Here is a 23,145-nt window from a genome sequence, read left to right on the forward strand (position 1 = left end):
TGTCACAAAATCATTTGATTAGTGATGAATACAGCTGCACTCTTTGTTCATATCAATCACCATACGACCGGTAATTTTACCTTCGCGCATTTCTTGGAAGATGGCAGGCGCTTCATCCAAAGCACGCAACTGGACTTTAGGCACAACCAAGCCTTCTGCGCCGAATTGGAATGCTTCTTCCAAATCTTTACGGGTACCGACCAGAGAGCCGACCACTTCGATGCCGTCCAAGACCAGACGCGGGATGGACAGGTCCATAGATTCGGGCGGCAGACCGATGGCAACGACGCGACCGCCTGCACGGACGCAGTCCACGGCAGAGTTGAACGCGGCGGCAGATACGGCGGTAACAACGGCTGCATGTGCGCCGCCGGTTTTTTCCTGAATCACTTTGGCTGCGTCTTCTTTGGCGGCGTTGATGACTAAATCTGCACCGCTTTCTTTAGCGAATGCCAGTTTTTCATCGTTGATGTCGATGGCGACGACGTGTGCGCCGAATACTTTTTTCGCGTATTGGACACCCAAGTTACCCAAACCGCCCGCACCGTAAATGGCAATCCATTGACCCGGACGGACGCCGGAAACTTTAATCGCTTTATAAGTGGTCACACCGGCACAAGTAATGCTCGAAGCTTGCGCAGGGTCAAGACCGTCGGGTACTTTAACGGCGTAGTCCGCATCGACGATACAGTGGGTCGCCATGCCGCCGTCGGCAGTATAGCCTGCGTTCAATACAGAGCGGCACAAGGTTTCGCGGCCGGTATTGCAGTATTCGCAAGAACCGCAGCTTTGGAACAGCCATGCGATGCTGACACGATCGCCAACTTTCAGATTTTTCACACCGTCAGCAACTTCTTTAACCAAACCGATGCCTTCGTGTCCCAACACGCGACCTGGTTTGTCGCCGTAATCGCCTGCCGCAACGTGCAAGTCGGTGTGGCACACGCCGCAATACTCGACTTCCACCAACGCCTCGCCGTATTCCAGCGGACGCAGTTCGCGTTCAACAACTTCTACATCACCTGCTACATCTTTATTTACTACCACAGCATGCATTTTCATGGTGTTCTCCTTGGCATTCGTCAGAAATCCGTAAATGGTGGGACAGGCGGAATCGGAATAACGCCTTTCCTCTAAATGAGAATACTCCCCTTCATTTCGCCGTGTCAACACCCTATCTTTTTGAAAAATAAGAAATAAAATGTTATACCATAACATTTTGTCTGTATGAAAATATGCCCGCTAAAACGCTGAAAAATTCTTACACGCATCATGTAAAAAAGGTCGTCTGAAAACTTTAAATACATTAACAAACCCGCTTCATTTCCATGCGGGGTCAAGCCTTATCGGATTGGATTTCCTATTTTAGAAAATTACATATTTGGAATTTTGAGAATGTTATCATTTTTAGTGCTTGAACTGAAAGAGAAAAAATACTATTCTATTTTCAGACGACGTTGGAGATACGTCCGAAATCTCAAGAAGACAACCAAGGAGACAGCATCATGGCAAAAGATTTAAATGTGTTTGATAAAGAGTACGGCCTTTTGATTAACGGCGTGTGGACCAAACCCGGCGCGCTTTTGGATTCATACAATCCTGCCAACGGCGAATTGTTAGCCAAATTTACCGACGCAACCGATGCCGATGTCGATGCTGCCGTAGCCGCTGCGCAAGAAGCGTTCAAAACATGGCGTAAAACCACGACTGCCGAACGCGCGGCCATTTTGAACAAAATCGCCGATGTGATTGACGAAAACGCCGAATTGTTCGCCCTGCAAGAAACCTTGGACAACGGCAAACCCATCCGCGAAACCCGCGCTGCCGACGTGCCTTTGGCCTCCGACCATTTCCGCTATTTCGCCAGCGTGATCCGCGGCGAAGAAGGTACTGCGACCCAACTTGATGCCGAAGACCTGTCCATCGTTCTGCGCGAACCGATCGGCGTTGTCGGCCAAATCATTCCTTGGAACTTCCCATTCTTGATGGCCGCATGGAAAATCGCTCCGGCATTGGCCGCAGGTTGTACCATCGTCATCCACCCTTCTTCCAGCACTTCATTGAGCCTGTTGTCCCTCGCTCAAAAAATCAACCACTTGCTGCCTAAAGGCGTGTTGAACGTGATTACCGGCCGCGGTTCCAAATCCGGCGAATACATGCTGCACCACAAAGGCTTCAACAAACTGGCCTTTACCGGCTCAACCGAAGTCGGCCGCCGCGTCGGTATTGCCTCCGCCGAATTGCTGATTCCGTCCACTTTGGAATTGGGCGGCAAATCTGCCAACATCTTCTTCGACGATATGCCTTTCGACAAAGCCCTCGAAGGCGCGCAAAAAGGTATTTTGTTCAACCAAGGCCAAGTGTGCTGCGCCGGTTCGCGCATTTTTGTACAAGAAGGCATTTACGACAAATTCGTCAATGCGTTGGCTGAAGAATTCAAAAAAATCAAAGTCGGCCTGCCTTGGGAAGACGACACTCAAATGGGTTCGCAAGTCAACGCCGGTCAACTCGAGACTATTTTGAAATACGTCAAAATCGGTGAACAGGAAGGCTGCCGCATTATTACCGGCGGTAAAAAAATCGAAGGCGAATTGAGCAAAGGCGAATTTGTCGAGCCTACTTTGATTGAAGCCAGCAGCAACGAAGCCCGTGTTGCCCAAGAAGAAATCTTCGGCCCGATTGCCACCGTGATTAAATTCAAAACCGAAGAAGACGTCATCAAAATGGCCAACGACAGCGAATACGGCTTGGGCGGCGCAGTGTGGAGTACCGACATCAACCGCTGCCTGCGCGTTTCCAACGCATTGGAAACCGGCCGCGTTTGGGTAAACTGCTACAACCGCCTGCCTGCCGGTGCGCCGTTTGGCGGCTACAAAACTTCAGGTATCGGCCGCGAAACCCACAAAATGATGCTCTCCGCCTACACCCAAGTGAAAAACATCTACATCAGCACCCGTGAAGAACGCGAAGGCTTCTATTGATTGAATGTTCGCATGATAGCGGTTTGAACATGATAGGGCAGTTTGAAAACTTTTCAAACTGCCCTATTAATTACACAATAACTTTTTTAGGAGATAAATTATGTCGAAACACAAAACACGTTATATTCTGCCGTTGCTGACAATAATGACATCTGCTGCCTGTGTCGGTGCGGCGGAGCCATCTAAAAAAGCTGTTCCAAAGGTAACAAGGCAAAAACAGGACAGTAAGGATATTTGCCCCCAAAGCATGATGAAAGACATAGACAGACAAGGCTATGAATGTGTGGATATTTTCAGTATGAGGTTGGAAAAGCAATTGAATAAGAAATACGAAAATCTGCTGCACCGTATCGATTCAAAAGACCCCAAATTGAATGGAGTATCCAAAGAATATTTTTTGACTATCCGTAAGAATTGGGAAAGTTATACAGAAATGCTGTGTTCAGACCCATCCGTTGCGACGAAAGTTCGTCCTCTTGCAGGACGCTACATCCGTATTTGCAGATTCGAGCAGAATTTAAACCATTTGAAAGCGTTGGAACGCTTTGAAAATTCTTTATAAAGCTGATAGATAGTTAGGAGGCTGATATATTGAAATCCAACAACCGTTACATTCTGCCGCCGCTGGCCATGATGGCATCCTCCGCCTGTGTCGGTGCGGCAGGGCCGTCTGAAAAAGCTGCAAATGCCGTTAAACCGAAACAGGAAAAGAATCTTTGTCCCGAACCTGTTGACCAAATGGATGAAGATTGTTTGAGGCTTACCCTATTAGATTTTGAAATTGCATTAAATAAGAAGTACGAAGATTTATTTCGACGTGCCGCTGCCAAAGACCAAAAACTTCATGGCTTGACAAAACAGTATTTTACAAGCGTCCGCTCAAAATGGGAGGCTTATCGGGACGAACTCTGTGATGATCCGACGGTAACGACTGATTTAAAATCACCGGCGGACAGAGTTTTTTATATGTGTTATATTGAACAAACACAACATCATTTGAAGTCATTGGAACGTTTTTGATTTTTTTAGGAGACTGATATGTCGAAACACAAAATCCGTTACATTCTGCCGTTGCTGGCAATAATGACATCCGCCGCCTGTGTCGGTGCGGCAGGGTCGTCTGGAAAAGCTGCAAATGCCGTTAAACCAAAACAGGAAAAGAATCTTTGTCCCGAACCTGTTGACCAAATGGATGAAGATTGTTTGAGGCTTACATCAAGGGAATTCGAAGGCAAATTGAACACAAAATATAAAGATTTATTTAGGCGGGCTGCCACCAAAGACAAAAAACTGCACGGTTTATCCAAACAGTATTTCACAAGCGTCCGCTCAAAATGGGAGGCTTATCGGGACGAACTCTGTGATGATCCGACGGTAACGACTGATTTAAAATCACCGGCGGACAGAGTTTTTTATATGTGTTATATCGAACAAACACAACTTCATTTGAAGGCATTGGAACGTTTTTAATTTTTTTAGGAGACTGATATGAGTCGCTTTACAGGCGGAGACCATTTGAAACCGGAAGACGGTTTAAAATACTATATCCATCAGGCAATGATGGTAAACGAATTGTCGGGTGGGCACGGCGCATACAAAATATCGAATGCGGAGAAGGCTTCCAGCGGTCCGAGTTTCGGCCCCATCCAATACGACATAGGCAGCAATGTTAAAGGACAAAAATTATTAGAACAGATTGCGCGAGAAGCAACAGACTCAAAAGGCAACCGTTTTATTTCCGATAATGAAATAAAGCAGATGCAAATTCATCTATACAAGCCGTTCAATAAAATGTCTGCCGAAGACAAACAGGTGTATCAAAATTTGAAACCGAAATTGAATCAGGCTTTGGCTTCCGAAGCGGGTATCTCGTTAATCAATCAGAATTACGATAAAGTTCTTGATAAAAAAGTTAAAGACGTCAATCAAGTTATTTCTGATATTAAAAATAACGAAAATAAAAAATTCCTGCAATCCAATATGCAGGCACAAGTCTTTATTGCCGATATAGGCAACCAATATGGAGGAAAAGTAAACAGAGCTTTGGAGGAGTTCCTCAGCCAGAGTAAAGAAGATAACGGAGTAAGGCTGCCGGGAGGACGACAGGTCAAAGTCGAAGGCAAACTGGATATGGAAGATTTAAAAAACTTCCGTATGAATACGGCTTACGGTGTCAAACATCCCGCCGATGCCCGTCGCAGAGACAAACACATCGAGGACGTTACCGCTCCGACCCGCGAAAAACCGCGAACCCAAACAGATAAATTCCATGCCTTGGTTCAAGGCTTGCTCAATGATAAGGACGGCTCTTTCGCCAAACAGGTTTTGGCGGAGAACCGTGAAGTTGTTGATGCTTTCAATGCAAAAGTACAGGAAAGAATGGAACAGGAACGGCAACAAACGGCAGCGAGGGAAATTTCTGTGCAGCAGAATCCTGCGGAAAGGGAATTTGGTGGGCGGTCTTTCGGCTAATCGCTCCACATGAGGCCGTCTGAAACCTGTTTCAGACGGCCTTGCTTTATTCTGTTTCGCAATAAATGCTTTATATCTTTCTCAAAAAAAGCCCCATTACTTTCTCTCCGGCCACAGCCAGCAATGCCCCGGTCACAACCACCATGGCACCCACATAGCTGACGATATTCATATCCGAAGCGGCAAAATAATCGGGGGCGAGATGATGGCCGACGGTGGAAAATATCATGGTGAATACAGGAATCAGCGTGGTTACGATACTGACTTTTGAAGCGTCCCAATGATTGAGTGCTTCGCCGAATGAACCATAGCCGATCAGCGTGTTCAGGCAGCAATAGATAAAGCAGCCCCATAAAAACGGATTGCCGATATGGGCGATTTGCGACGGTTCGGCAAACGGCAGGAAAACAAAGCTGCTGCAAAAATAAATCATGAGCAGGATTTGTTGCGAATTGAAATGTTTGGACAGAAGTTTTTGCGCCACACCGTAGCACACCCAAATCATGCTGCCCGAAGCCGCCATCATCACGCCGACCGCGTAGCTGCCCAAGCTGAAAAGTTCACCGAATTTGTCGTTGAAAAACATGACCAAACCCGTCAGCAAAAGCATCAAGCCGATTTTTTGCCAATGAGTAAAGGCTTCTTTAAACACGCCAACGCCGACCAAAATCATGGTAAAGGGCGAGAGTTGCCACAACACCTGCGTGGTTGTCGGCGAAATATAGTGCAAACCCATGGCAACAAGTACGAAGTTTGCGGAAATACCGATAATGCCCAGCACCAATAAAAACAAGGTTTGCTTGGAAAATTCCGACGGCCTCGGCAGCTTGCCGGTCAGCCCCAACAACGCAAACAACACCAGCGAAGCCACTAAAAAGCGCACCCACACTAAAGTGGGTGCATCAACGGCTTTTAAGGCCTGTTGGGCGATGACCGGCAGCGAGCCCCAAGTCATGGTGGCAAGCAGCGCCAATGAAAAGCCGAGCCAAGGTTTTTGTTTCTTCATTTTTCAGACGGCCTTTGCTTACGCGGCTTCCCAGTAGTCGATATAAAGCTGCAATTCGAGATTATTCCGCCATTCGTTGGCAACGGGGCGGTACACCGTGCGGATGTATTCGGGAATGTCTTCGCTGCAACGCCAAAACATGGCTTCAAATTCGTAGCCGTCTTTTTGCAGCCAGACTTTTTTGTGTTTGCCCTCCGCGCCCAAAGGCTGCTGGCGGACAACATGAAATTCGTCGGTAAAACTCGGCGGCGCGAAGCCCTGCCCCCAAACGTGCCGGGCAAGGTTTTGCGCCTGTTCCAGTGTAATATCGCGGGCAGGCAGGCTGCCGTCGGTGATGAAGGTTTGCGACAAATCGTCTTCGCACACCATCTCGCGCACGGCTTCTTCAAAGGCCGTCTGAAACGCAGGAATATTGTGTTCAAGTATGCTCAAACCCACCGCCATTGCGTGTCCACCAAATTTCAAAATCAAATCGGGATGTCGTTTGGACACCAAGTCCAAAGCATCGCGCAGGTGCAGATTGGGAATGGAGCGTCCCGAACCGCGCACTTCGCCGTTGTCGGCAGGCGCAAATACGATGGTCGGACGATAAAAACGGTCTTTGAGGCGGCTGGCAACGATGCCGACCACGCCTTGATGGAAATCGTCGCGATACGCCACCAAAGTCGTCTGCCCTGAAGGCAAGGTTTCAGGAAAATCATTCAGCGCGTCTTGCAGCATAGACTGCTCGATTTCACGGCGTTCGATATTGAGGTTGTTTAACTGAGCCGCCAGTTCCTGCGCTTCGGCATCATCTCGTGCCAACAGACAGGCAATGCCGACCGACATATCGTCCAGCCGTCCGGCCGCATTGATGCGCGGCCCCAACGCAAAGCCCATATCGAAAGGCTGAGCCTTGCGCCAATCCCGTCGCGCCACTTCAAACAAAGCGCGGATACCGGGGCGCATTTTGCCCGAACGCATCCGTTTCAAACCTTGAGACACGAGGATACGGTTGTTGTGGTCTAGAGTGACGACGTCGGCGACGGTACCGAGTGCGACCAAATCCAAAAGGTCGCCCAGATTCGGCTCTTTCAGGCCGTCTGAAAAATAATGGCGGCGGCGCAGTTCGGCACGCAAAGCCATCAATACATAAAAAATCACGCCCACGCCCGCCAAGCTTTTGCTTTGGAAACCGCAGCCTTTTTGGTTCGGATTGACGATGATGCAGTCGGGTACGGTCTCGGCAGGCAGATGGTGGTCGGTAACAATCACATCCAAACCCAATTCCTGCGCACGCGCCACGCCTGCAATGCTGGCGATACCGTTATCCACCGTCACCAATAAATCCACACCTTGCTCTGCCGCGATTTCAGCCAGCTCGGGCGTTAAGCCGTAGCCGTGTTCAAAGCGGTTAGGCACAAGGAAATCCACTTTCGCCCCCATCGCCGCCAAACCGCTCATACCGACGGAACACGCCGTCGCACCGTCGGCATCATAGTCGGCGACAATCAGGATTTTTTCCTGACGCTCAATCGCATCTGCCAAACGGCCGGCGGCAGCTTCGCAGTTTGTCAGCGTTTGATACGGCAAAAGCGCAGCAAGCTTGTCATCCAACTCGGCCGGACTTTGCACATCACGCGCAGCGCACAGCCGCGCAATCAAAGGATCGGTACCGGCAGTAAGCAAGTCGTTAAAAACAGTCGGATTAATGGAACGTGTTTGGATTTTGACGGACATGGTGTGTGGGATTAAATAGAGAAAAATTAATATTTTTGAAGCGTTTATTTTAAGGAGGAGGCCGTCTGAAACCTGCAATCGGTTTTCAGACGGCCTTAAGGTTTATTGCCCTTCTTCTGAAGCATCGGATTGACCGGCCTCCATCACTGCTTTAATTTCTTGGAACAGCGCGCGGAAGTTTTTCGGCGGTTTGTTTTGTTCCTGTTCTTTTTTGGTATTGCGGATCAAGGTGCGCAATTTGCCGGCGTCGGCTTGCGGAAAATCGGCCATAAATTGGGTAATCGCGCCATCGTCTGCCAACAGTCGGGTACGCGCCTGCTCGACGCGTTGCAAAAAGGCATTGTGCGCCGTATTGTCGCCGCGCAGTTTGGCCAAAAAGGCTTCGATGGGCGCAGGGTCGGTATCGCGCATCAGGCGGCCGATAAATTGGGCTTGGCGTTTGAGCGCGCTGTTGGACGTGATTTTTTTATAGGTGGCGATGGCCTCGAACAGCTCTTCGTCCAAGCCGATTTTTTTCAGCGTATCGCTGGAGAGCTTGGTCAATTCCATACCCAAAGCCTGCAAATCGTTCATCTGCTTTTTCATTTGGGTTTTGCTGACCCATTCGTCTTCTTGTTCAAACATTGTGTTTCCCTGATTTTCTGAATCTGCCTATTTTATCAGTTTTCAGACGGCCTTTCCGTGCGATTTTTGCAGAGGCCGTCTGAAACGGTTAAAATGCCGCAAAACCCTGTCAGGAAACCTTTTTATGCTGTTTAACCACACACCGGACGAGCTGTTGCGCTTGTGCGGACACACGCTGGATTTGGCCAAACAATCCGGCGCCACCTCGGCCGAAGCCGATTTCAGCGAGTCGCTCGGTCAAAGCGTCAGCGTGCGCCTGGGCGAAATCGAACAAATCGAGTTCCAACAAGATAAATCTTTAGACATTACGGTCTATGTCGGCCAACGCAAAGGCCGCGCCAGCACTGCCGACTTCTCCGAACGCGCCCTGCAAGATACGGTCAAAGCCGCCATCGATATTGCACGCTATACCGCCGAAGACGATTGCGCCGGCCTTGCCGATGCTGCCTTGATGGCAACCCACATCGGCGACCTCGACCGCTACCACGAATGGGATTTGAGTACCGAATCCGCCATCGATTTAGCCAAACAATGCGAACAGGCCGCGCTGTCATCGGACCAACGCATTGAAAATTCCGAAGGCGCATCGGTTCATACCGGCCATTACCAATACGTCTACGGCAACACCCATGGCTTTGCCGCACACCAGCAAAGCACGCACCACAGCATTTCTTGCAGCGTGGTCGCCAGCGACGAACATGGCATGCAGCGCGACTATTGGTATGATTCTTCCTGCCGTCACGAAGACATGGACGCGCCCGAACTCATCGGCGAAACCGCGGCCGAACGGACTTTACGCCGTCTGAACAGCCGCAGCGTACCGACCGGCAGCTATCCCGTACTGTTTGACACTACCGTCGCAGTCGGTTTAATCGGCCACCTTATCGGCGCGCTCAGCGGCGGCGCGCTCTACCGTCAAAGCAGCTTCCTGATTGACAGCATCGGCAAACAGGTGCTGCCCGAGTTTCTGAGTCTGCGCGAAGAACCGCATATCCTGCGCTCGTTTCGCAGCACTTATTTCGATGCCGAAGGCGTGGCCACTCAGCCGCGTTTTGTAGTGAAAGACGGCATCGTCGAGGGCTATTTCCTCAGCAGTTACAGCGCGAAAAAGCTCGGCATGCAGACAACGGGCAACGCCGGCGGCGCGCACAATCTGTATCTGAACCACACCCACGCCACGCAGGCCGACCTGTTGAAAGAAATGGGGACAGGTTTGCTAGTTACCGAATTAATGGGACAAGGCGTCAACGGCATTACCGGCGACTACTCGCGCGGCGCGGCCGGTTTTTGGGTGGAAAACGGCGTCATTGCCTATCCGGTTCAGGAAATCACCATTGCCGGACGTTTGCAGGATATGTACCGCGACATCATCGGCGTGGCAGACGACGCATTACGCCGTTCGTCCAACCAAATCGGCTCCATCTTGGTTTCAAAAATGACGGTTGCCGGCAACTGATTGAACTAAATATACAAAAGGCCGTCTGAAAGATATCTTTTCTTTTCAGACGGCCTCGCCGTTATCTACTTCCATAAAAAACACATCATGCATATTGTCGTTATCCCCTCTTGGTATCCTTCTTCCGAAACCGACGTGGACGGAATCTTTTTCCGCCTCCAAGCCCAAGCCCTGCAACGCGAAGGCATGAAAATCGGCATGGTCGTGCCCATGTTCCGCTACTTGAGAAGCCAGCCGAAAACCATCTTCTCGCGCTTCTACGGCCTGCGCCGCCATCAACAAGGCGGACTCAACACTTACGCCTACGACAGCATGTATTTCTTCCCGCGCTGTCCGGTTGTCGATATCGACCGCATCCGCTGGGTCAACGCAGGCATGAAAGCTTTTGAAGCCTATATCGCCGACAACGGCAAACCCGACGTAATTCATGCCCACTGCGTCAACTACGCCGGCATTTTGGCCTGTGCCATCTTCAAAAAATACGGCATTCCCTATGTGATTACCGAACACAGCAGCGCCATTTCACGCGGTCTTGTCCGCAAAAACCAATGGCCGTCCATGCACGAAGCCGTGCGCCACAGCGCAGCCCGGTTCGCCGTCAGCCGTGATTTCTGCCGCATTCTCGAAAAAACCTACGCCGGTACAGACTGGCAATACCTGCCCAATATGCTGGGCGGCAATTTTGAACAGGATTTCGAGTTCCCCGAAAAGAACAATCAAGACTTCACCTTCTGCAGCGTCTCCCATCTGCGCCATCTCAAAGGCCACGACCTGCTCCTACCTGCTTTTGCCGAAGCACTCAAAACCCATCCGCAGCTCAAACTCAAAATCGGTGGCGGCGGCGCAGAAGAAGGCCGTCTGAAACAACTGGCAAGCGACTTGGGTATCAACCACGCCGTTACCTTTACCGGCGCATTGACCACCGACCAAACCTTAGACCTCATGCGCCACAGCAACGCATTCGTCCTCGCCAGCCGTACCGAGACCTTCGGCGTCGTCTATATCGAAGCACTGTCGCAAGGTTTACCCGTTATCGCAACACGCTGCGGCGGCCCCGAGTCCATCGTCACATCCGACAACGGCCTGCTGGTGCCAATCGAAAACATACCGGAGCTGACCAAAGCATTGCTCACCCTCTACGAAAACCATGCACAATACGATCCCGTCCGCTTACGCCAAGATTGCCTGCAACAATTCGGCAGCCGTGCCATTGCGCAACACCTGATCGACACCTTCCAAAAAGTGCTTAATAAGTAGGCATAAACCATACAGGCCGTCTGAAATCCTTCAGACAGCCCGTCTTCTTCCAACAAGACAAATCTAGTGTAAAATTAAGACAATAACCAAACTTTTTGATTTAAAATCAGTCCAAAGAAAAACTGTTACCTATAATAATATCCCCACATACATTATGCGCTATTACGGAACGATTACTCGCTGGAACAGCAAACGCGGCTTCGGCGCCGCTACCATAGAAGACACAGGCCAAGAAATCTTTCTTGCCCTTGCCGCCTTCACCACCCTTACCCGCCTTCCGGCCGAAGGGCAACACATCTCCTTCAACATCACAGAAGGCCGACGCGGCCGCAAAGAAGCCGAAAACGTCTGCTTCGCCCTCGATTGCGCCGACTGCTTCGATATCCTCGTCCCTCCCCCCGAAAAACCCCTCGCCGGCAAGCAAGCCATTGTTGGCCTGATTGCCGTTATCTTCGTCTGCAGCATTTTCGCTGCCTTATGGTACAGCCTCCACTTTTCCGACAACACACCGGAAGAGCCAGCCGTCAAAAAACAAGAAACCATGGTTCACGAAGTAGCCGCCAAAATCGAAGCCGAACGCAAAGCATGGCGCGATGCCGTCAACCGCAGCAACCAACGCTCGGGGCAGCCTCAACGCGCCAAAGATGATGCGTCAAAACAATAACGCTGTATCCAATACAAAAAAGGCCGTCTGAAAAAATGGGAAGATGAAATTATAGATTTCTTCCTCATTCTTTCAGACGGCCTTTATTCTTACCTCAATTCGGCTCCGCCATTTCCAACGCCTGCTTGATGTCCACGGCAACGACGCGCGATACGCCTTTTTCCTGCATGGTTACGCCGACGAGCTGCTCTGCCATTTCCATGGTCAGGCGGTTGTGAGAGATGTAGAGGAACTGGGTTTGCGCCGACATTTCTTTGACCAGATTGCAGAAACGCGAGGTGTTGGCGTCGTCCAGCGGGGCGTCGACTTCGTCCAGAAGGCAGAAGGGGGCGGGGTTGAGGCTGAACAGGGCGAACACGAGGCTCATGGCGGTGAGGGCTTTTTCGCCGCCGGAGAGGAGGTGGATGGTGCTGTTTTTCTTGCCGGGCGGACGCGCCATGATGGACACGCCGGCGGTCAGGAGGTCGTCGCCTATCATTTTGAGGGTGGCTTCGCCGCCGCCGAACAGGGTGGGGAAGAAGGTTTGGACTTTGCCGTTGACGGCATCGAAGGTTTCTTTGAAACGCGCTTTGGTTTTGTCGTCGATTTGGGCGATGGCTTCTTCCAAAAGGGTGATGGCGGCCTGCACGTCTTCGCTTTGGCTGCGGTAGTAGCCGTCGCGTTCGCGCGCTTCTTCGAGTTCTTGCAGGGCGGCGAGGTTGACGGCGCCGAGTGCTTCGATTTGCTGGGTAAGGCTGCCGATGCTGCTGTTCAATACTTTCGGCGATTCTTTCGCCAACGCTTCGAGCGCGTCCAAATCGGCAGCGCGTTCGGTCAGGTTTTGATGGTAGCGTTTGGCGTTAATCAGGGCTTCCTGCTGCTGCAACAGGGCGGTTTGGGTAGCGGCCTGAAGCTGCGGCAGCTTGGTTTGCAGGGTTTGTACGCGGGCGTATTGCTCCCTGCCCTGTTCCTGAATCTGCGCGAGTTTTTCCTGCACGGCGATGTATTCTTCGTCCAGCGTGTGCACGGCTTCGGTCAGCTCGTCGAGCTTGATGTGCTGCTCGTCGTTTTGGAACTCGGTTTCATAGGCGAGGGCAAGCTCTTGCTGGCGTTCCTGCCAGTCGAGGGTTTGCTGTTCGAGTCGGGCAATTTGCTGTTGGTAGTTTTGTTTTTGCTGATTGAGTTTGTGAACGGCGACTTCGGCCAGTCCGTATTGGCGGTTGGCTTCCAACAGGGCAAGCTGCGCCTGTTTCAGACGGCCTTGCTGCTCTTGGCGACTGTGCGCGGTGGTTTGCTGTTGGTGTTCGAGTTCGGCGACGGCTTCCTGCAAAGTAACGATGTCGTCTGAAAGCCCGTCGGACGTGTGTTGCAACACGGTCTGCTCTTCTGCCAACTGCGCCAGTTCGCGCTCGATGTGTTCGCGGCGGATTTGCCCTTGGTTGGTGCGCGCCAGAAGTTCGGCGGCGCGTTGCTGCGCTTGGCTGTATTGGCGCGTGTGCTGCTGTTGCTGCTGCATCAAGTTTTTGTGCTGCACTTCGGACGAGCGCACAGCGGCCTCCGCCTGTTTGAACGCGGATTCGGCGGCGGAGAGTTCGGGGGCAAGTTTTTCCAGTTCGGACGCGATACCGTCGAAGCGCGCTTTTTGGGCAATCAGGCTTTCCTGCGCGGGTTTGGCATAGAGCAGGACGCTGACTTTATCGACCTGATGGCCTTCGGGTGTGAGCCAGATTTGGTGTGCGCCCAAATCGCTTTGATGTGCGAGGGCGTAGCTCAAATCGGGCGCGCACAATACGCCGTCGAGCCAGTGGTGCAACGCCGTCTGAAACGGCGGCTGCGCTTGGATTTGGTTCAGCAATGCCTGTACGGGCAGGGATTTTTTGATGCCGCCGGAGAGGTCGTCTGAAAGCCATGCCGCCTGCCCCTGCGGCAAAGGCGCGGGGGGAACGAAGCTGTGCGGCACGGCGCGGGCGTGCAGGCGTTCAGCAAGGATGACGGACAGGGCGTGCTGCCACTCGGCGGGCGCGGTGATGTGTTGCCACAGTTGCGGCACGGCGGCGTGGTCGGTTGCCTGCCAGAAGTCGGCGGCTTCCTGCTGTTGCGACAGGATTTGCGACAACGCCTGCTGCTGCGCCTGCAAGGTAATATGTTGCTGCTTCAGGCTTTGGAAGCGGTTTGAGGTCGTCTGAAACGCTTCGCGGGCGGCGTGTAGGGCTTCTTCGGCGGCAATGATTTGTTCTTCGTAATGCTCTTGCTGGCTTTGCAACAAGGCGGCGGCTTCCTGCGCAGCGGCGGTTTCCGCTTCGTCGGGCAGGTTCAGGGCTTGGTTTTCCTGTTTCAGACGACCTTTGCGCTCTTCGTGCTTGGCAACGGTTTGTTCGGCATGGGCAAGCTGCTGCTGCTTCAACGCCAGTTCGCGGCGGATGCGGTTTGCCTCGTCCTGCTGGGTTTGGAAGGCGGCGTTGAGCGTGGCTTGGGCTTCTTCCAATTCGGGCAGACGCTCTTCGTGTTCGGCAACCTGCATCGCCCATTCCGCCAATTCGGTTTGCTTTTCTTCGGCCTGCAACTCGTTTTCTTCAAGCTGTACGCGGATTTGCTGCTGCTCCTGATGGATACGCTGCATCTGCGCCTGCGCCGCCTGCTTGTCGCGTTCGATGCGTTGATGCAGGTTTTGCTGATGGCGGATTTGTTCTTCCAAACGGGCAATCTGCTCGCGCAACACGCCGCGTTTGTTGCTCAATTCGTGTACTGCCTGTTGCTGCGCCTGCTCGGCGGTCTGCAAGGCGTGTACTTCGTCGTTTAACGCCTGAACCTGCGCGGCGGTTTCGTCCTGCTGCGCCTGCAAAGACTGATGCTGCGCGGTCGCCTTGTCGGCGGCGGCAAGCGATTGCTGCCATTGGGCGTAATCGAGCAAATCCTGTTTCTGGTTCAACTGCGCGGTCAGGGATTTGTAGCGTTCGGCGGTTTCCGCCTGTTTCTCCAGCTTTTCCACCTGACGCGCCAACTCGTTCTGCAAATCGCCCAAACGCTGCAAATGCTCGCGCGTGTCTTTCAGACGACCTTCCGTCTCCTTGCGGCGTTCCTTATATTTAGACACGCCCGCCGCCTCCTCAATATAGGCGCGCAACTCCTCCGGCCGCGCTTCGATGATGCGCGAAATCATCCCCTGTTCGATAACGGCATAACCACGCGCGCCCACGCCCGTACCCAGAAACAAATCGGTAATGTCGCGGCGGCGCACGGTCTGATTGTTGATGAAATACGTCGATTCGCCCTGACGCGTCAGCTGCCGCTTGATGCTCACCTCGGCATACTGCCCCCACGCCCCCTGCAAACTATGGTCGCTATTGTCAAACACCAGCTCCACCGAAGCCCTCGGCGCAGGACGGCGCGTCGCCGCACCGTTAAAAATCACGTCCTGCATACTCTCGCCGCGAAGCTGCTTCGCCGAAGCCTCGCCCAACACCCAGCGCACCGCGTCAATCACATTCGACTTGCCGCAGCCGTTCGGCCCGATAACCGCAACAAGCTGCCCCGGAACATGAATCGTGGTCGGGTCGGTAAAAGATTTGAAGCCGGAAAGTTTGATGTGGGTAAGGCGCATGGCAATGTTTCGAATCGGAAAAGAAGGCGTATTTTAACGGAAATACGCTTATACGTTGAGAGAAAATCTGACAACTCAAATCAAATAAAAAGGCCGTCTGAAGTTTCAGACGGCCTTTTTATTTTTAATTTGAACTACACCGATACGGCTGCTTTGATGTGCGGATGCGGATCATAGCCTTCCAACTCGAAGTCTTCAAATTTGAAGGCAAATAAGTCTTTGACTTCAGGGTTGATTTTCATGGTCGGCAGGCTTCGGAAATCGCGGCTTAATTGCAGTTGAGCCTGCTCGATATGGTTGCTGTACAAATGCGCATCGCCAAACGTATGGATAAACTCACCTGCTTCCAAGCCGCATACTTGCGCCATCATCATGGTCAACAATGCGTAGCTGGCGATGTTAAACGGTACGCCAAGGAAAATATCGGCGCTGCGTTGGTAAAGCTGGCAGGACAGTTTGCCGTTAGCAACGTAAAACTGAAACAGCGCGTGGCAAGGCGGCAAGGCCATTTCGTCGACCAAAGCCGGATTCCATGCCGATACAATCAGACGGCGCGAGTCGGGATTTTTTTTGATTTGTTCAACCACATTGGCAATTTGGTCGATATGGCGGCCGTCGGGTGCGGGCCAGCTGCGCCATTGGTAGCCGTAAACCGGGCCCAAATTGCCGTTTTCATCCGCCCATTCGTCCCAAATGGAAACGTTGTTATCTTTCAGGTATTTGATGTTGGTATCGCCTTTGAGAAACCAAAGCAGCTCATGAATAATCGAGCGCAGATGCAGTTTTTTGGTGGTCAACAGCGGAAAGCCTTCACTCAAATCAAAACGCATTTGGTAACCGAACACGGAACGCGTGCCGGTGCCGGTACGGTCGGATTTATCGATACCATTGTCGAGAACATGGCGCATAAGGTCGTGATAGGCTTTCATGTGTTTCCTTAATGTATGTGTTGTGGGAATTTCGTGTGTATTGTACCGAATTTTCAGACGGCCTGCCTCTCTGTCTTCAATGAGGCAATCTTCCCTATATTCGCGTAGTACACTCATTAACAATTTTGACAATTCCGCACTAATTTACAGAAATTTTTGAGCTGAATTAAATTTTTACAAAAAAATTTTTCAGTATTCTCCAATTTAAATGATTAGAATTTTATTTTTTATAAAATCTATTTTACAAAATATATTTGAAAATTTTTAGTTAAATTTAAAATATAATTCCATTTTTACAAATTAGTAAAAAAATAATGTCAACAATCTAGGCAAAATTTTTCTTGGCAAGTAAAATTTTTACGGCTATATTTCAAAACATAAATATTGAAACATCTCACTCAATAGGATTAGAAAAATGACCGACCTGAACACTCTATTTACCAATCTCAAACAACGCAACCCCAACCAAGAACCCTTTCATCAAGCCGTTGAAGAAGTGTTCATGAGTTTGGATCCGTTTTTGGCGAAAAACCCGAAATACACCCAACAAAGCCTGCTTGAGCGCATTGTTGAGCCGGAGCGCGTGATTATGTTCCGCGTCACTTGGATGGACGACAAAGGCCAAGTCCAAGTCAACCGCGGCTACCGCATCCAAATGAATTCCGCCATCGGCCCTTACAAAGGCGGCTTGCGCTTCCACCCTACCGTCGATTTGGGCGTGTTGAAATTCCTCGCTTTTGAACAAGTCTTCAAAAACGCGCTGACTACCCTGCCTATGGGCGGCGGCAAGGGCGGTTCCGACTTTGATCCTAAAGGCAAATCCGACGCCGAAGTAATGCGCTTCTGCCAAGCCTTTATGACCGAACTCTACCGCCACATCGGCGCCGACACCGACGTCCCTGCCGGCGACATCGGCGTAGGCGGCCGCGAAATCGGCTATCTGTTCGGCCAATACAAAAAAATCCGCAACGAGTTTGCTTCCGTCCTGACCGGCAAAGGCCTCGAATGGGGCGGCAGCCTGATTCGTCCTGAAGCTACCGGCTACGGCTGCGTGTATTTTGCCCAAGCCATGTTGGAAACCCGCAACAACAGCATCGAAGGCAAACGCGTGTTGATTTCCGGCTCCGGCAACGTGGCGCAATACGCTGCCGAAAAAGCCATCCAACTGGGTGCAAAAGTATTGACCGTTTCCGACTCCAACGGCTTTGTCCTCTTCCCTGACAGCGGTATGACCGAAGCGCAACTGGCTGCTTTGATCGAGCTGAAAGAAGTACGCCGCGAACGCGTGGCCACTTATGCCAAAGAACAAGGCCTGCAATACTTTGAAAACCAAAAACCGTGGAACATCGCGGCCGAAGTCGCCCTGCCTTGCGCCACCCAAAACGAATTGGATGCAGATGCCGCCAAAATCTTGCTGGCCAACGGTTGCTATGTGGTTGCCGAAGGTGCGAACATGCCGTCAACTTTAGGCGCAGTCGAACAATTTATCAAAGCCGGCATCCTCTACGCTCCAGGCAAAGCCTCCAACGCCGGCGGTGTAGCGACTTCAGGTTTGGAAATGAGTCAAAACGCCATCCGCCTGTCTTGGACACGCGAAGAAGTGGACAGCCGCCTGTTTGACATCATGCACAACATCCACGAATCCTGCCTGAAATACGGTAAAGTCGGCGACAAAGTAAACTATGTCAATGGTGCGAACATTGCCGGTTTCGTCAAAGTTGCCGATGCCATGTTGGCGCAAGGTTTCTAAAAGCTGCATCAACGCAAATCATAAGGTCGTCTGAAATCTTTCAGACGGCCTTTTTCTTTTAAAGCAAACCTTATACGCCTAAATAACCTTCCCTGCTAGAAAGCCATCTTGCCAAATGCGCTTCAACGATTTCAGGGTTTTGTTCAATCAGCATCGGGGCGATTTCGCGCGCTTGTTCTAAAAGGTGTAAGTCTTCTTCGAGATTGGCAAAACGCAGCATGGGAACGCCACTTTGCCGCGCGCCGAGAAATTCGCCGGGGCCGCGGATGTTGAGGTCTTGGCGGGCGATTTCGAAGCCGTCGGTGTGTTCGTAAATGACTTTCAACCGCGCTTTGGCGAGTTCGCTCAAGGGTTCGGCAAACAGGAGGATGCACACGCTTTCTGCCGCGCCACGCCCTACCCGTCCGCGTAATTGGTGCAGCTGCGCCAAGCCCATGCGCTCGGCGTGTTCGATCACCATCAGGGCGGCGTTGGGCACATCTACGCCGACTTCGATGACGGTGGTGGCAACCAATACATTCAGACGACCTGCGGCAAACTGAGCCATGACTTCGGCTTTTTCGGCGGCTTTCATGCGCCCGTGTACCAAGCCGATGTTGAGTTCGGGCAATGCCGCCTGAAGCTGCTCTAGGGTTTCGGTTGCGGTTTGCAGTTGCAGGGTTTCGCTTTCTTCAATCAACGGGCAGACCCAGTATGCCTGCTGCCCTTTGCGGCAGATGTTGAGAACGAAGCCTTCGACTTCGGAGCGGCGGACGTTGTTGACGAGGCGGGTTTTAATCGGGGTGCGCCCGGGCGGCAACTGGTCGATGACAGACACGTCCAAGTCGGCGAAGAAACTCATGGCGAGCGTGCGCGGGATAGGCGTGGCGGACATCATCAGCTGGTGGACGTCGCGCCCTTTGTTTTTGAGGGCGAGACGTTGGGCGACGCCGAAGCGGTGTTGTTCGTCCACAATCACCAAGCCGAGATTTTGAAACTCGACGTCGTCTGAAAACAGGGCGTGCGTACCGACGGCGATTTTGACGCTGCTGTCGGCAAGTTTGGCTTTGGCTTCGTCTTTGGCTTTTTTGCGCTGGCTGCCTGAAAGCCAAACGACTTCAAGCCCTAACGGCTCAAGCCATTGTTTGAACTTGATGAAGTGCTGTTCGGCAAGGATTTCGGTCGGCGCCATTACAGCCACCTGCGCACCGGATTCAATGGCGGTCAAAGCAGACAAGGCAGCCACAATGGTTTTGCCGCTGCCGACATCGCCTTGCAGCAGGCGGTGCATGGGGTGGGTTTGCGCCATATCGCGGCAGATTTCGGAAACAACTTTTTCTTGCGCATCGGTCAGGGCAAACGGCAAAGCGTGGCGCAGGGCTTGAGTCAATGTGCCGTCGCCGCCCAATGCCGTGGCCGAGCCGCTGACACGCTTCTGCCGCGCCAAGCGCATGGAAAGCTGTTGCGCCAAAAGTTCGTCAAATTTGAGCCGTTGCCATGCAGGCAGCGTGCCGTCTGAAAGTTGATGAATAGTGAAACTCGGCGGCGGCGAATGCAAAAGGCGCAGGCTTTCGGCGAGGTGCGGCAATTTCAGACGGCCTAATAGAGCATCAGGCAAGGTGTCGTGCAACGGCGTAACGTCCAAGGCCGTCTGAATAATACGGCGCAAAGTAGGCTGGTTCAAACCGTTTACGGTCGGATAAATCGGCGTGAGGCTTTCCGCCAAACCGCTGCTCTCGGCATCACGGATTTTAGGGTGAATCATCTCGTCGCCGTAAAACCCGTGTTTGATTTCGCCCACGGCGCGGATGCGTTTGCCGACCGCCATCTGTTTCTGATGGCTGGCGTAAAAGTGGATGAAGCGCAGAAAAAGGACGCTGCCGGAATCGTCGGCGATTTGGACGATAAGCTGCTTGCGCGGTTTGAACGTTACTTCCTGATGGATAACTTCGCCCTCAACCTGACACGGCACGCCGATCGGCGCATCCTTAATCGGCATGATGTGCGTCTCGTCCTCATAACGCAACGGCAGGTGCAACACCAAATCCCATGCGGTATGGAGGTTGAGTTTTTCGAGCTTCTTGGCGGAAACATCGGTGATTTTGAGCTGTTTTTGGGTTTCGGGCGTCATCTTAAAGGCAGCTGATTGAAAGTTTGCTGTATTTTATCCGAAAACAAAAAGGCCGTCTGAACGCAATGTTTCAGACGGCCTTAATTTAGGTATAACGCGATTAAGCGTTAGCTCCCTGTTGTTCTTGGTAGATTGCTTCAAAATTGATCGGAGCAAGCAGCACAGGTGGGAAGCCGGCGCGGGTTACGCTGTTGGAAATGGCTTCGCGTGCGTAAGGGAACAGGATGTTTGGACAAGCAACGCCCAGCAGCAGTTGTACGTCTTCTTCAGGAATGTTTTCCAGACGGAAGATGCCGCTTTGGGTAACTTCGTTCAAGAACATGGTGCGCTCTTCGTTCAGTTTGGCAGTCACGGTCACGGTAACGTCAACGCTGTAGAAGCCGTCTTCCAGTTTGGTGTTGCCGGTAGAAACGCGCATATCCACTTCAGGCTCGCCTTGTTCCAAGAAGATTTGTGGTGCGTGAGGCACTTCCAAAGACAAGTCTTTTACATACAAACGCTCAACGCTGAATACGGGTTGCAATTCTTCGCTCATTTTATTTTCCTAAGTTAAGGGTTAAGGATTCAGTAATTCGTCCAACTTGCCTTCCTGCTGCAAGCGGTACAAATCGGTAAAGCCACCGACATGGGTGTCGCCGATAAAAATCTGCGGCACGCTGCGCTGGCCGGAAAGCTGTTGCATTTCGGCAAAAACTTCCGGATTGCCGTCGATGCGGATTTCGTTGATTTCTTTCACACCCACCGCCTGCAACAGCCTTTTCGCCATGGTGCAGTACGGGCAATATGGACCGGTATAAACAGTAACGGTTTGCATGATTTCTTCCAAAATACCAATGTTCATGACTATATGGGCATAGGTGTTATTTTACAAGTGTTCCCGCCGTACGGTTGTAAAAAACATTCAGACGGCCTCTTGGCCATAAACATTTGTGCAGATGCGGAAAAACCATAATTAAAGTATGATAAGCGCTTTCGCAGAATGACTTTTGCCATTTGTTTTTTGGAGAAGAACACATCGCAAAAGTTTTTCTATTCAAAATCAGGTATCCCCATGCTTTCAGGAATTCCCATCCCCAAGGACGCCGTGCGTCCGTCCGAAACCGTCCTCGTCAACATTACGCCGCAAGAAACGCGTGTGGCCGTTTTGGAAGAAAACAATATCTGCGAGCTGCACATCGAGCGCAACAGCGGCCACAGCTTGGTCGGCAATATTTATTTGGGTGTCGTCAAACGCGTCCTCCCCGGCATGCAAAGTGCGTTTATCGATATCGGCTTGGAACGCGCCGCGTTTTTGCATATCGTCGATGTCCTCGAACAACGCCGCAATCCGGACGAAACCCAACGCATCGAACACATGCTCTTTGAAGGCCAGTCTGTCTTGGTTCAGGTCATCAAAGACCCCATCAATACCAAAGGTGCGCGCCTTTCCACTCAAATTTCGTTAGCGGGGCGTTTCCTCGTCCACCTTCCGCAGGAAGACCACATCGGCATTTCCCAGCGCATCGAAGACGATGCCGAACGCAGCAGTTTGAGGGAGCGCCTCAACAACCTGCTGCCCGAAAACGCCTGCCACGGCTACATCATCCGCACCAACGCTGAAAACGCTTCCGATGACCAACTGCAATCAGACATCAACTATCTGACCAAAGTGTGGGAACACATTCAAAAACAGGCAAAAATTCAGCCGCCCGAAACCCTGCTCTATCAAGATTTGCCTTTGAGCCTGCGCGTATTGCGCGATATGTTCAGCCTCGATACGCACAAAATCCTGGTCGACTCCACCGAAAACCACCGCCGTATGACCCAGTTTGCCGAACAATACGTTCAAGGTGCATTGGGCAGGATCGAGCTGTTCAAAGGCGAACGCCCCCTATTTGAAACCCACAACATCGAGCAGGAAATCGCCCGCGCCCTGCAACCGCGCGTCAACCTCAACTTCGGCAGCTACCTCATCATCGAGTCTACCGAAGCCATGACCACCATTGATGTCAACACCGGCGGCTTTGTCGGCGCACGCAATTTTGATGAAACCATCTTCCGCACCAACCTCGAAGCCTGCCACACCATCGCCCGCGAACTTCGCCTGCGCAATCTCGGCGGCATCATCATCATCGACTTCATCGATATGGCGCAGGAAATCCACCGCGAAGCCGTCCTGCAAGAGCTTGCCAAAGCCCTCAGTTTCGACCGCACCCGCGTCACCCTCAACGGCTTTACCAGCCTGGGTCTTGTCGAACTGACCCGCAAACGCTCGCGTGAAAACTTAAGCCAAATCCTCTGCGAACCCTGCCCTTCCTGCCAAGGTCGGGGCCGTCTGAAAACGCCGCAAACCGTGTGCTACGAAATCCAACGCGAAATCGTCCGCGAAGCGCGCCGCTATGATGTCCAAGCCTTCCGCATTTTGGCCGCTCCGAATGTCATCGACTTGTTCCTAGACGAAGAATCGCAATCGCTGGCGATGTTGATAGACTTTATCGGCAAGCCGATTTCGCTGGCAGTCGAAACCGCCTACACGCAGGAGCAATACGATATTGTGTTGCTGTAAAGATAAAAGGCCGTCTGAAAACTGAACTGGCCCCCAAATCTTGGACACTCAT

Annotated in this window: 19 protein-coding genes; 10 read left to right on the forward strand and 9 right to left on the reverse strand. The window is 51.8% G+C overall.

Annotated elements, in window-relative coordinates:
- Positions 1 to 18: 18 nt before the first annotated feature.
- Positions 19 to 1,062, reverse strand: a complete 1,044-nt coding sequence (adhP, locus tag HMPREF3052_RS09805) for an alcohol dehydrogenase AdhP (RefSeq protein WP_083318825.1) — start codon at positions 1,060 to 1,062, stop codon at positions 19 to 21.
- A gap of 443 nt (positions 1,063 to 1,505) precedes the next feature.
- Between adhP and HMPREF3052_RS09810 the strand changes: the two genes are divergently transcribed.
- The 5 genes from HMPREF3052_RS09810 to HMPREF3052_RS09830 all read left to right on the forward strand — a co-directional run bounded on the left by HMPREF3052_RS09810 (position 1,506) and on the right by HMPREF3052_RS09830 (position 5,453).
- Positions 1,506 to 2,981 carry an aldehyde dehydrogenase family protein gene (locus tag HMPREF3052_RS09810; RefSeq protein ID WP_070749668.1) on the forward strand — a complete coding sequence of 492 codons (1,476 nt, stop codon included), beginning with the start codon at positions 1,506 to 1,508 and terminating at the stop codon, positions 2,979 to 2,981.
- Between the two features lie 100 nt (positions 2,982 to 3,081).
- A complete protein-coding gene (locus HMPREF3052_RS09815) occupies positions 3,082 to 3,543 on the forward strand; it encodes a hypothetical protein (RefSeq protein WP_070749669.1) in 462 nt (153 codons plus the stop codon).
- Between the two features lie 29 nt (positions 3,544 to 3,572).
- Entirely contained in the window at positions 3,573 to 4,001 is a 429-nt protein-coding gene (locus HMPREF3052_RS09820; protein ID WP_283126976.1) for a lysozyme inhibitor LprI family protein, read from the forward strand.
- 18 nt (positions 4,002 to 4,019) lie between these two features.
- A complete protein-coding gene (locus HMPREF3052_RS09825) occupies positions 4,020 to 4,451 on the forward strand; it encodes a lysozyme inhibitor LprI family protein (protein WP_070749671.1) in 432 nt (143 codons plus the stop codon).
- 18 nt (positions 4,452 to 4,469) lie between these two features.
- Positions 4,470 to 5,453, forward strand: a complete 984-nt coding sequence (locus HMPREF3052_RS09830) for a hypothetical protein (RefSeq protein WP_070749672.1) — start codon at positions 4,470 to 4,472, stop codon at positions 5,451 to 5,453.
- Between the two features lie 70 nt (positions 5,454 to 5,523).
- Here the strand turns inward: HMPREF3052_RS09830 and HMPREF3052_RS09835 are convergent, their stop codons facing one another.
- The 3 genes from HMPREF3052_RS09835 to yjgA form a co-directional block, all read right to left on the reverse strand.
- The gene (locus HMPREF3052_RS09835) at positions 5,524 to 6,459 is read right to left on the reverse strand and encodes a DMT family transporter (protein ID WP_070749673.1); all 936 of its coding nucleotides are present in this window, start codon (positions 6,457 to 6,459) and stop codon (positions 5,524 to 5,526) included.
- Between the two features lie 18 nt (positions 6,460 to 6,477).
- A complete protein-coding gene (gene recJ / locus HMPREF3052_RS09840; protein WP_070749674.1) occupies positions 6,478 to 8,178 on the reverse strand; it encodes a single-stranded-DNA-specific exonuclease RecJ in 1,701 nt (566 codons plus the stop codon).
- A 102-nt stretch (positions 8,179 to 8,280) separates the two neighbouring features.
- On the reverse strand, positions 8,281 to 8,802 hold the full coding sequence (gene yjgA, locus HMPREF3052_RS09845) for a ribosome biogenesis factor YjgA (protein ID WP_070749675.1): 522 nt from the start codon (positions 8,800 to 8,802) through the stop codon (positions 8,281 to 8,283).
- Between the two features lie 124 nt (positions 8,803 to 8,926).
- On the opposite strand from yjgA, the gene pmbA reads away from it, so the two are divergent.
- The 3 genes from pmbA to HMPREF3052_RS09860 all read left to right on the forward strand — a co-directional run bounded on the left by pmbA (position 8,927) and on the right by HMPREF3052_RS09860 (position 12,179).
- Complete coding sequence (pmbA, locus tag HMPREF3052_RS09850; protein ID WP_070749676.1) at positions 8,927 to 10,258, forward strand: metalloprotease PmbA; 1,332 nt, start codon at positions 8,927 to 8,929, stop codon at positions 10,256 to 10,258.
- Between the two features lie 87 nt (positions 10,259 to 10,345).
- The gene (locus tag HMPREF3052_RS09855; RefSeq protein WP_070749677.1) at positions 10,346 to 11,515 is read left to right on the forward strand and encodes a glycosyltransferase; all 1,170 of its coding nucleotides are present in this window, start codon (positions 10,346 to 10,348) and stop codon (positions 11,513 to 11,515) included.
- Positions 11,516 to 11,669: 154 nt separating this feature from the next.
- Complete coding sequence (locus HMPREF3052_RS09860) at positions 11,670 to 12,179, forward strand: cold-shock protein (protein ID WP_070749678.1); 510 nt, start codon at positions 11,670 to 11,672, stop codon at positions 12,177 to 12,179.
- Positions 12,180 to 12,273: 94 nt separating this feature from the next.
- Here the strand turns inward: HMPREF3052_RS09860 and smc are convergent, their stop codons facing one another.
- Together smc and HMPREF3052_RS09870 are read right to left on the reverse strand one after the other, a co-directional pair.
- Positions 12,274 to 15,759, reverse strand: a complete 3,486-nt coding sequence (gene smc, locus HMPREF3052_RS09865) for a chromosome segregation protein SMC (RefSeq protein ID WP_070749679.1) — start codon at positions 15,757 to 15,759, stop codon at positions 12,274 to 12,276.
- 134 nt (positions 15,760 to 15,893) lie between these two features.
- A complete protein-coding gene (locus HMPREF3052_RS09870; protein WP_049329872.1) occupies positions 15,894 to 16,688 on the reverse strand; it encodes a thymidylate synthase in 795 nt (264 codons plus the stop codon).
- 415 nt (positions 16,689 to 17,103) lie between these two features.
- Between HMPREF3052_RS09870 and gdhA the strand changes: the two genes are divergently transcribed.
- A complete protein-coding gene (gdhA, locus tag HMPREF3052_RS09875) occupies positions 17,104 to 18,438 on the forward strand; it encodes an NADP-specific glutamate dehydrogenase (protein WP_070749680.1) in 1,335 nt (444 codons plus the stop codon).
- A gap of 70 nt (positions 18,439 to 18,508) precedes the next feature.
- On the opposite strand, the gene recG is transcribed toward gdhA, so the two are convergent.
- The 3 genes from recG to grxC form a co-directional block, all read right to left on the reverse strand.
- Positions 18,509 to 20,548 (reverse strand): ATP-dependent DNA helicase RecG, encoded by a 2,040-nt coding sequence (gene recG, locus HMPREF3052_RS09880; protein WP_070749681.1) that lies wholly within the window; start codon positions 20,546 to 20,548, stop codon positions 18,509 to 18,511.
- A gap of 100 nt (positions 20,549 to 20,648) precedes the next feature.
- Positions 20,649 to 21,083, reverse strand: coding sequence for a protein-export chaperone SecB (gene secB / locus HMPREF3052_RS09885; RefSeq protein WP_003682271.1), 435 nt, complete (start codon positions 21,081 to 21,083; stop codon positions 20,649 to 20,651).
- Between the two features lie 21 nt (positions 21,084 to 21,104).
- Positions 21,105 to 21,362: a glutaredoxin 3 gene (gene grxC, locus HMPREF3052_RS09890; protein WP_003684090.1), complete on the reverse strand. Its 258-nt coding sequence runs from the start codon at positions 21,360 to 21,362 to the stop codon at positions 21,105 to 21,107.
- Between the two features lie 237 nt (positions 21,363 to 21,599).
- Here grxC and HMPREF3052_RS09895 point away from each other — a divergent pair, with 237 nt between their 5' ends.
- Positions 21,600 to 23,093 (forward strand): Rne/Rng family ribonuclease, encoded by a 1,494-nt coding sequence (locus tag HMPREF3052_RS09895; protein WP_070749682.1) that lies wholly within the window; start codon positions 21,600 to 21,602, stop codon positions 23,091 to 23,093.
- Positions 23,094 to 23,145 lie beyond the last annotated feature (52 nt).

Source organism: Neisseria sp. HMSC056A03, from assembly GCF_001815685.1.
Classification (GTDB): Bacteria; Pseudomonadota; Gammaproteobacteria; order Burkholderiales; family Neisseriaceae; genus Neisseria; species Neisseria subflava.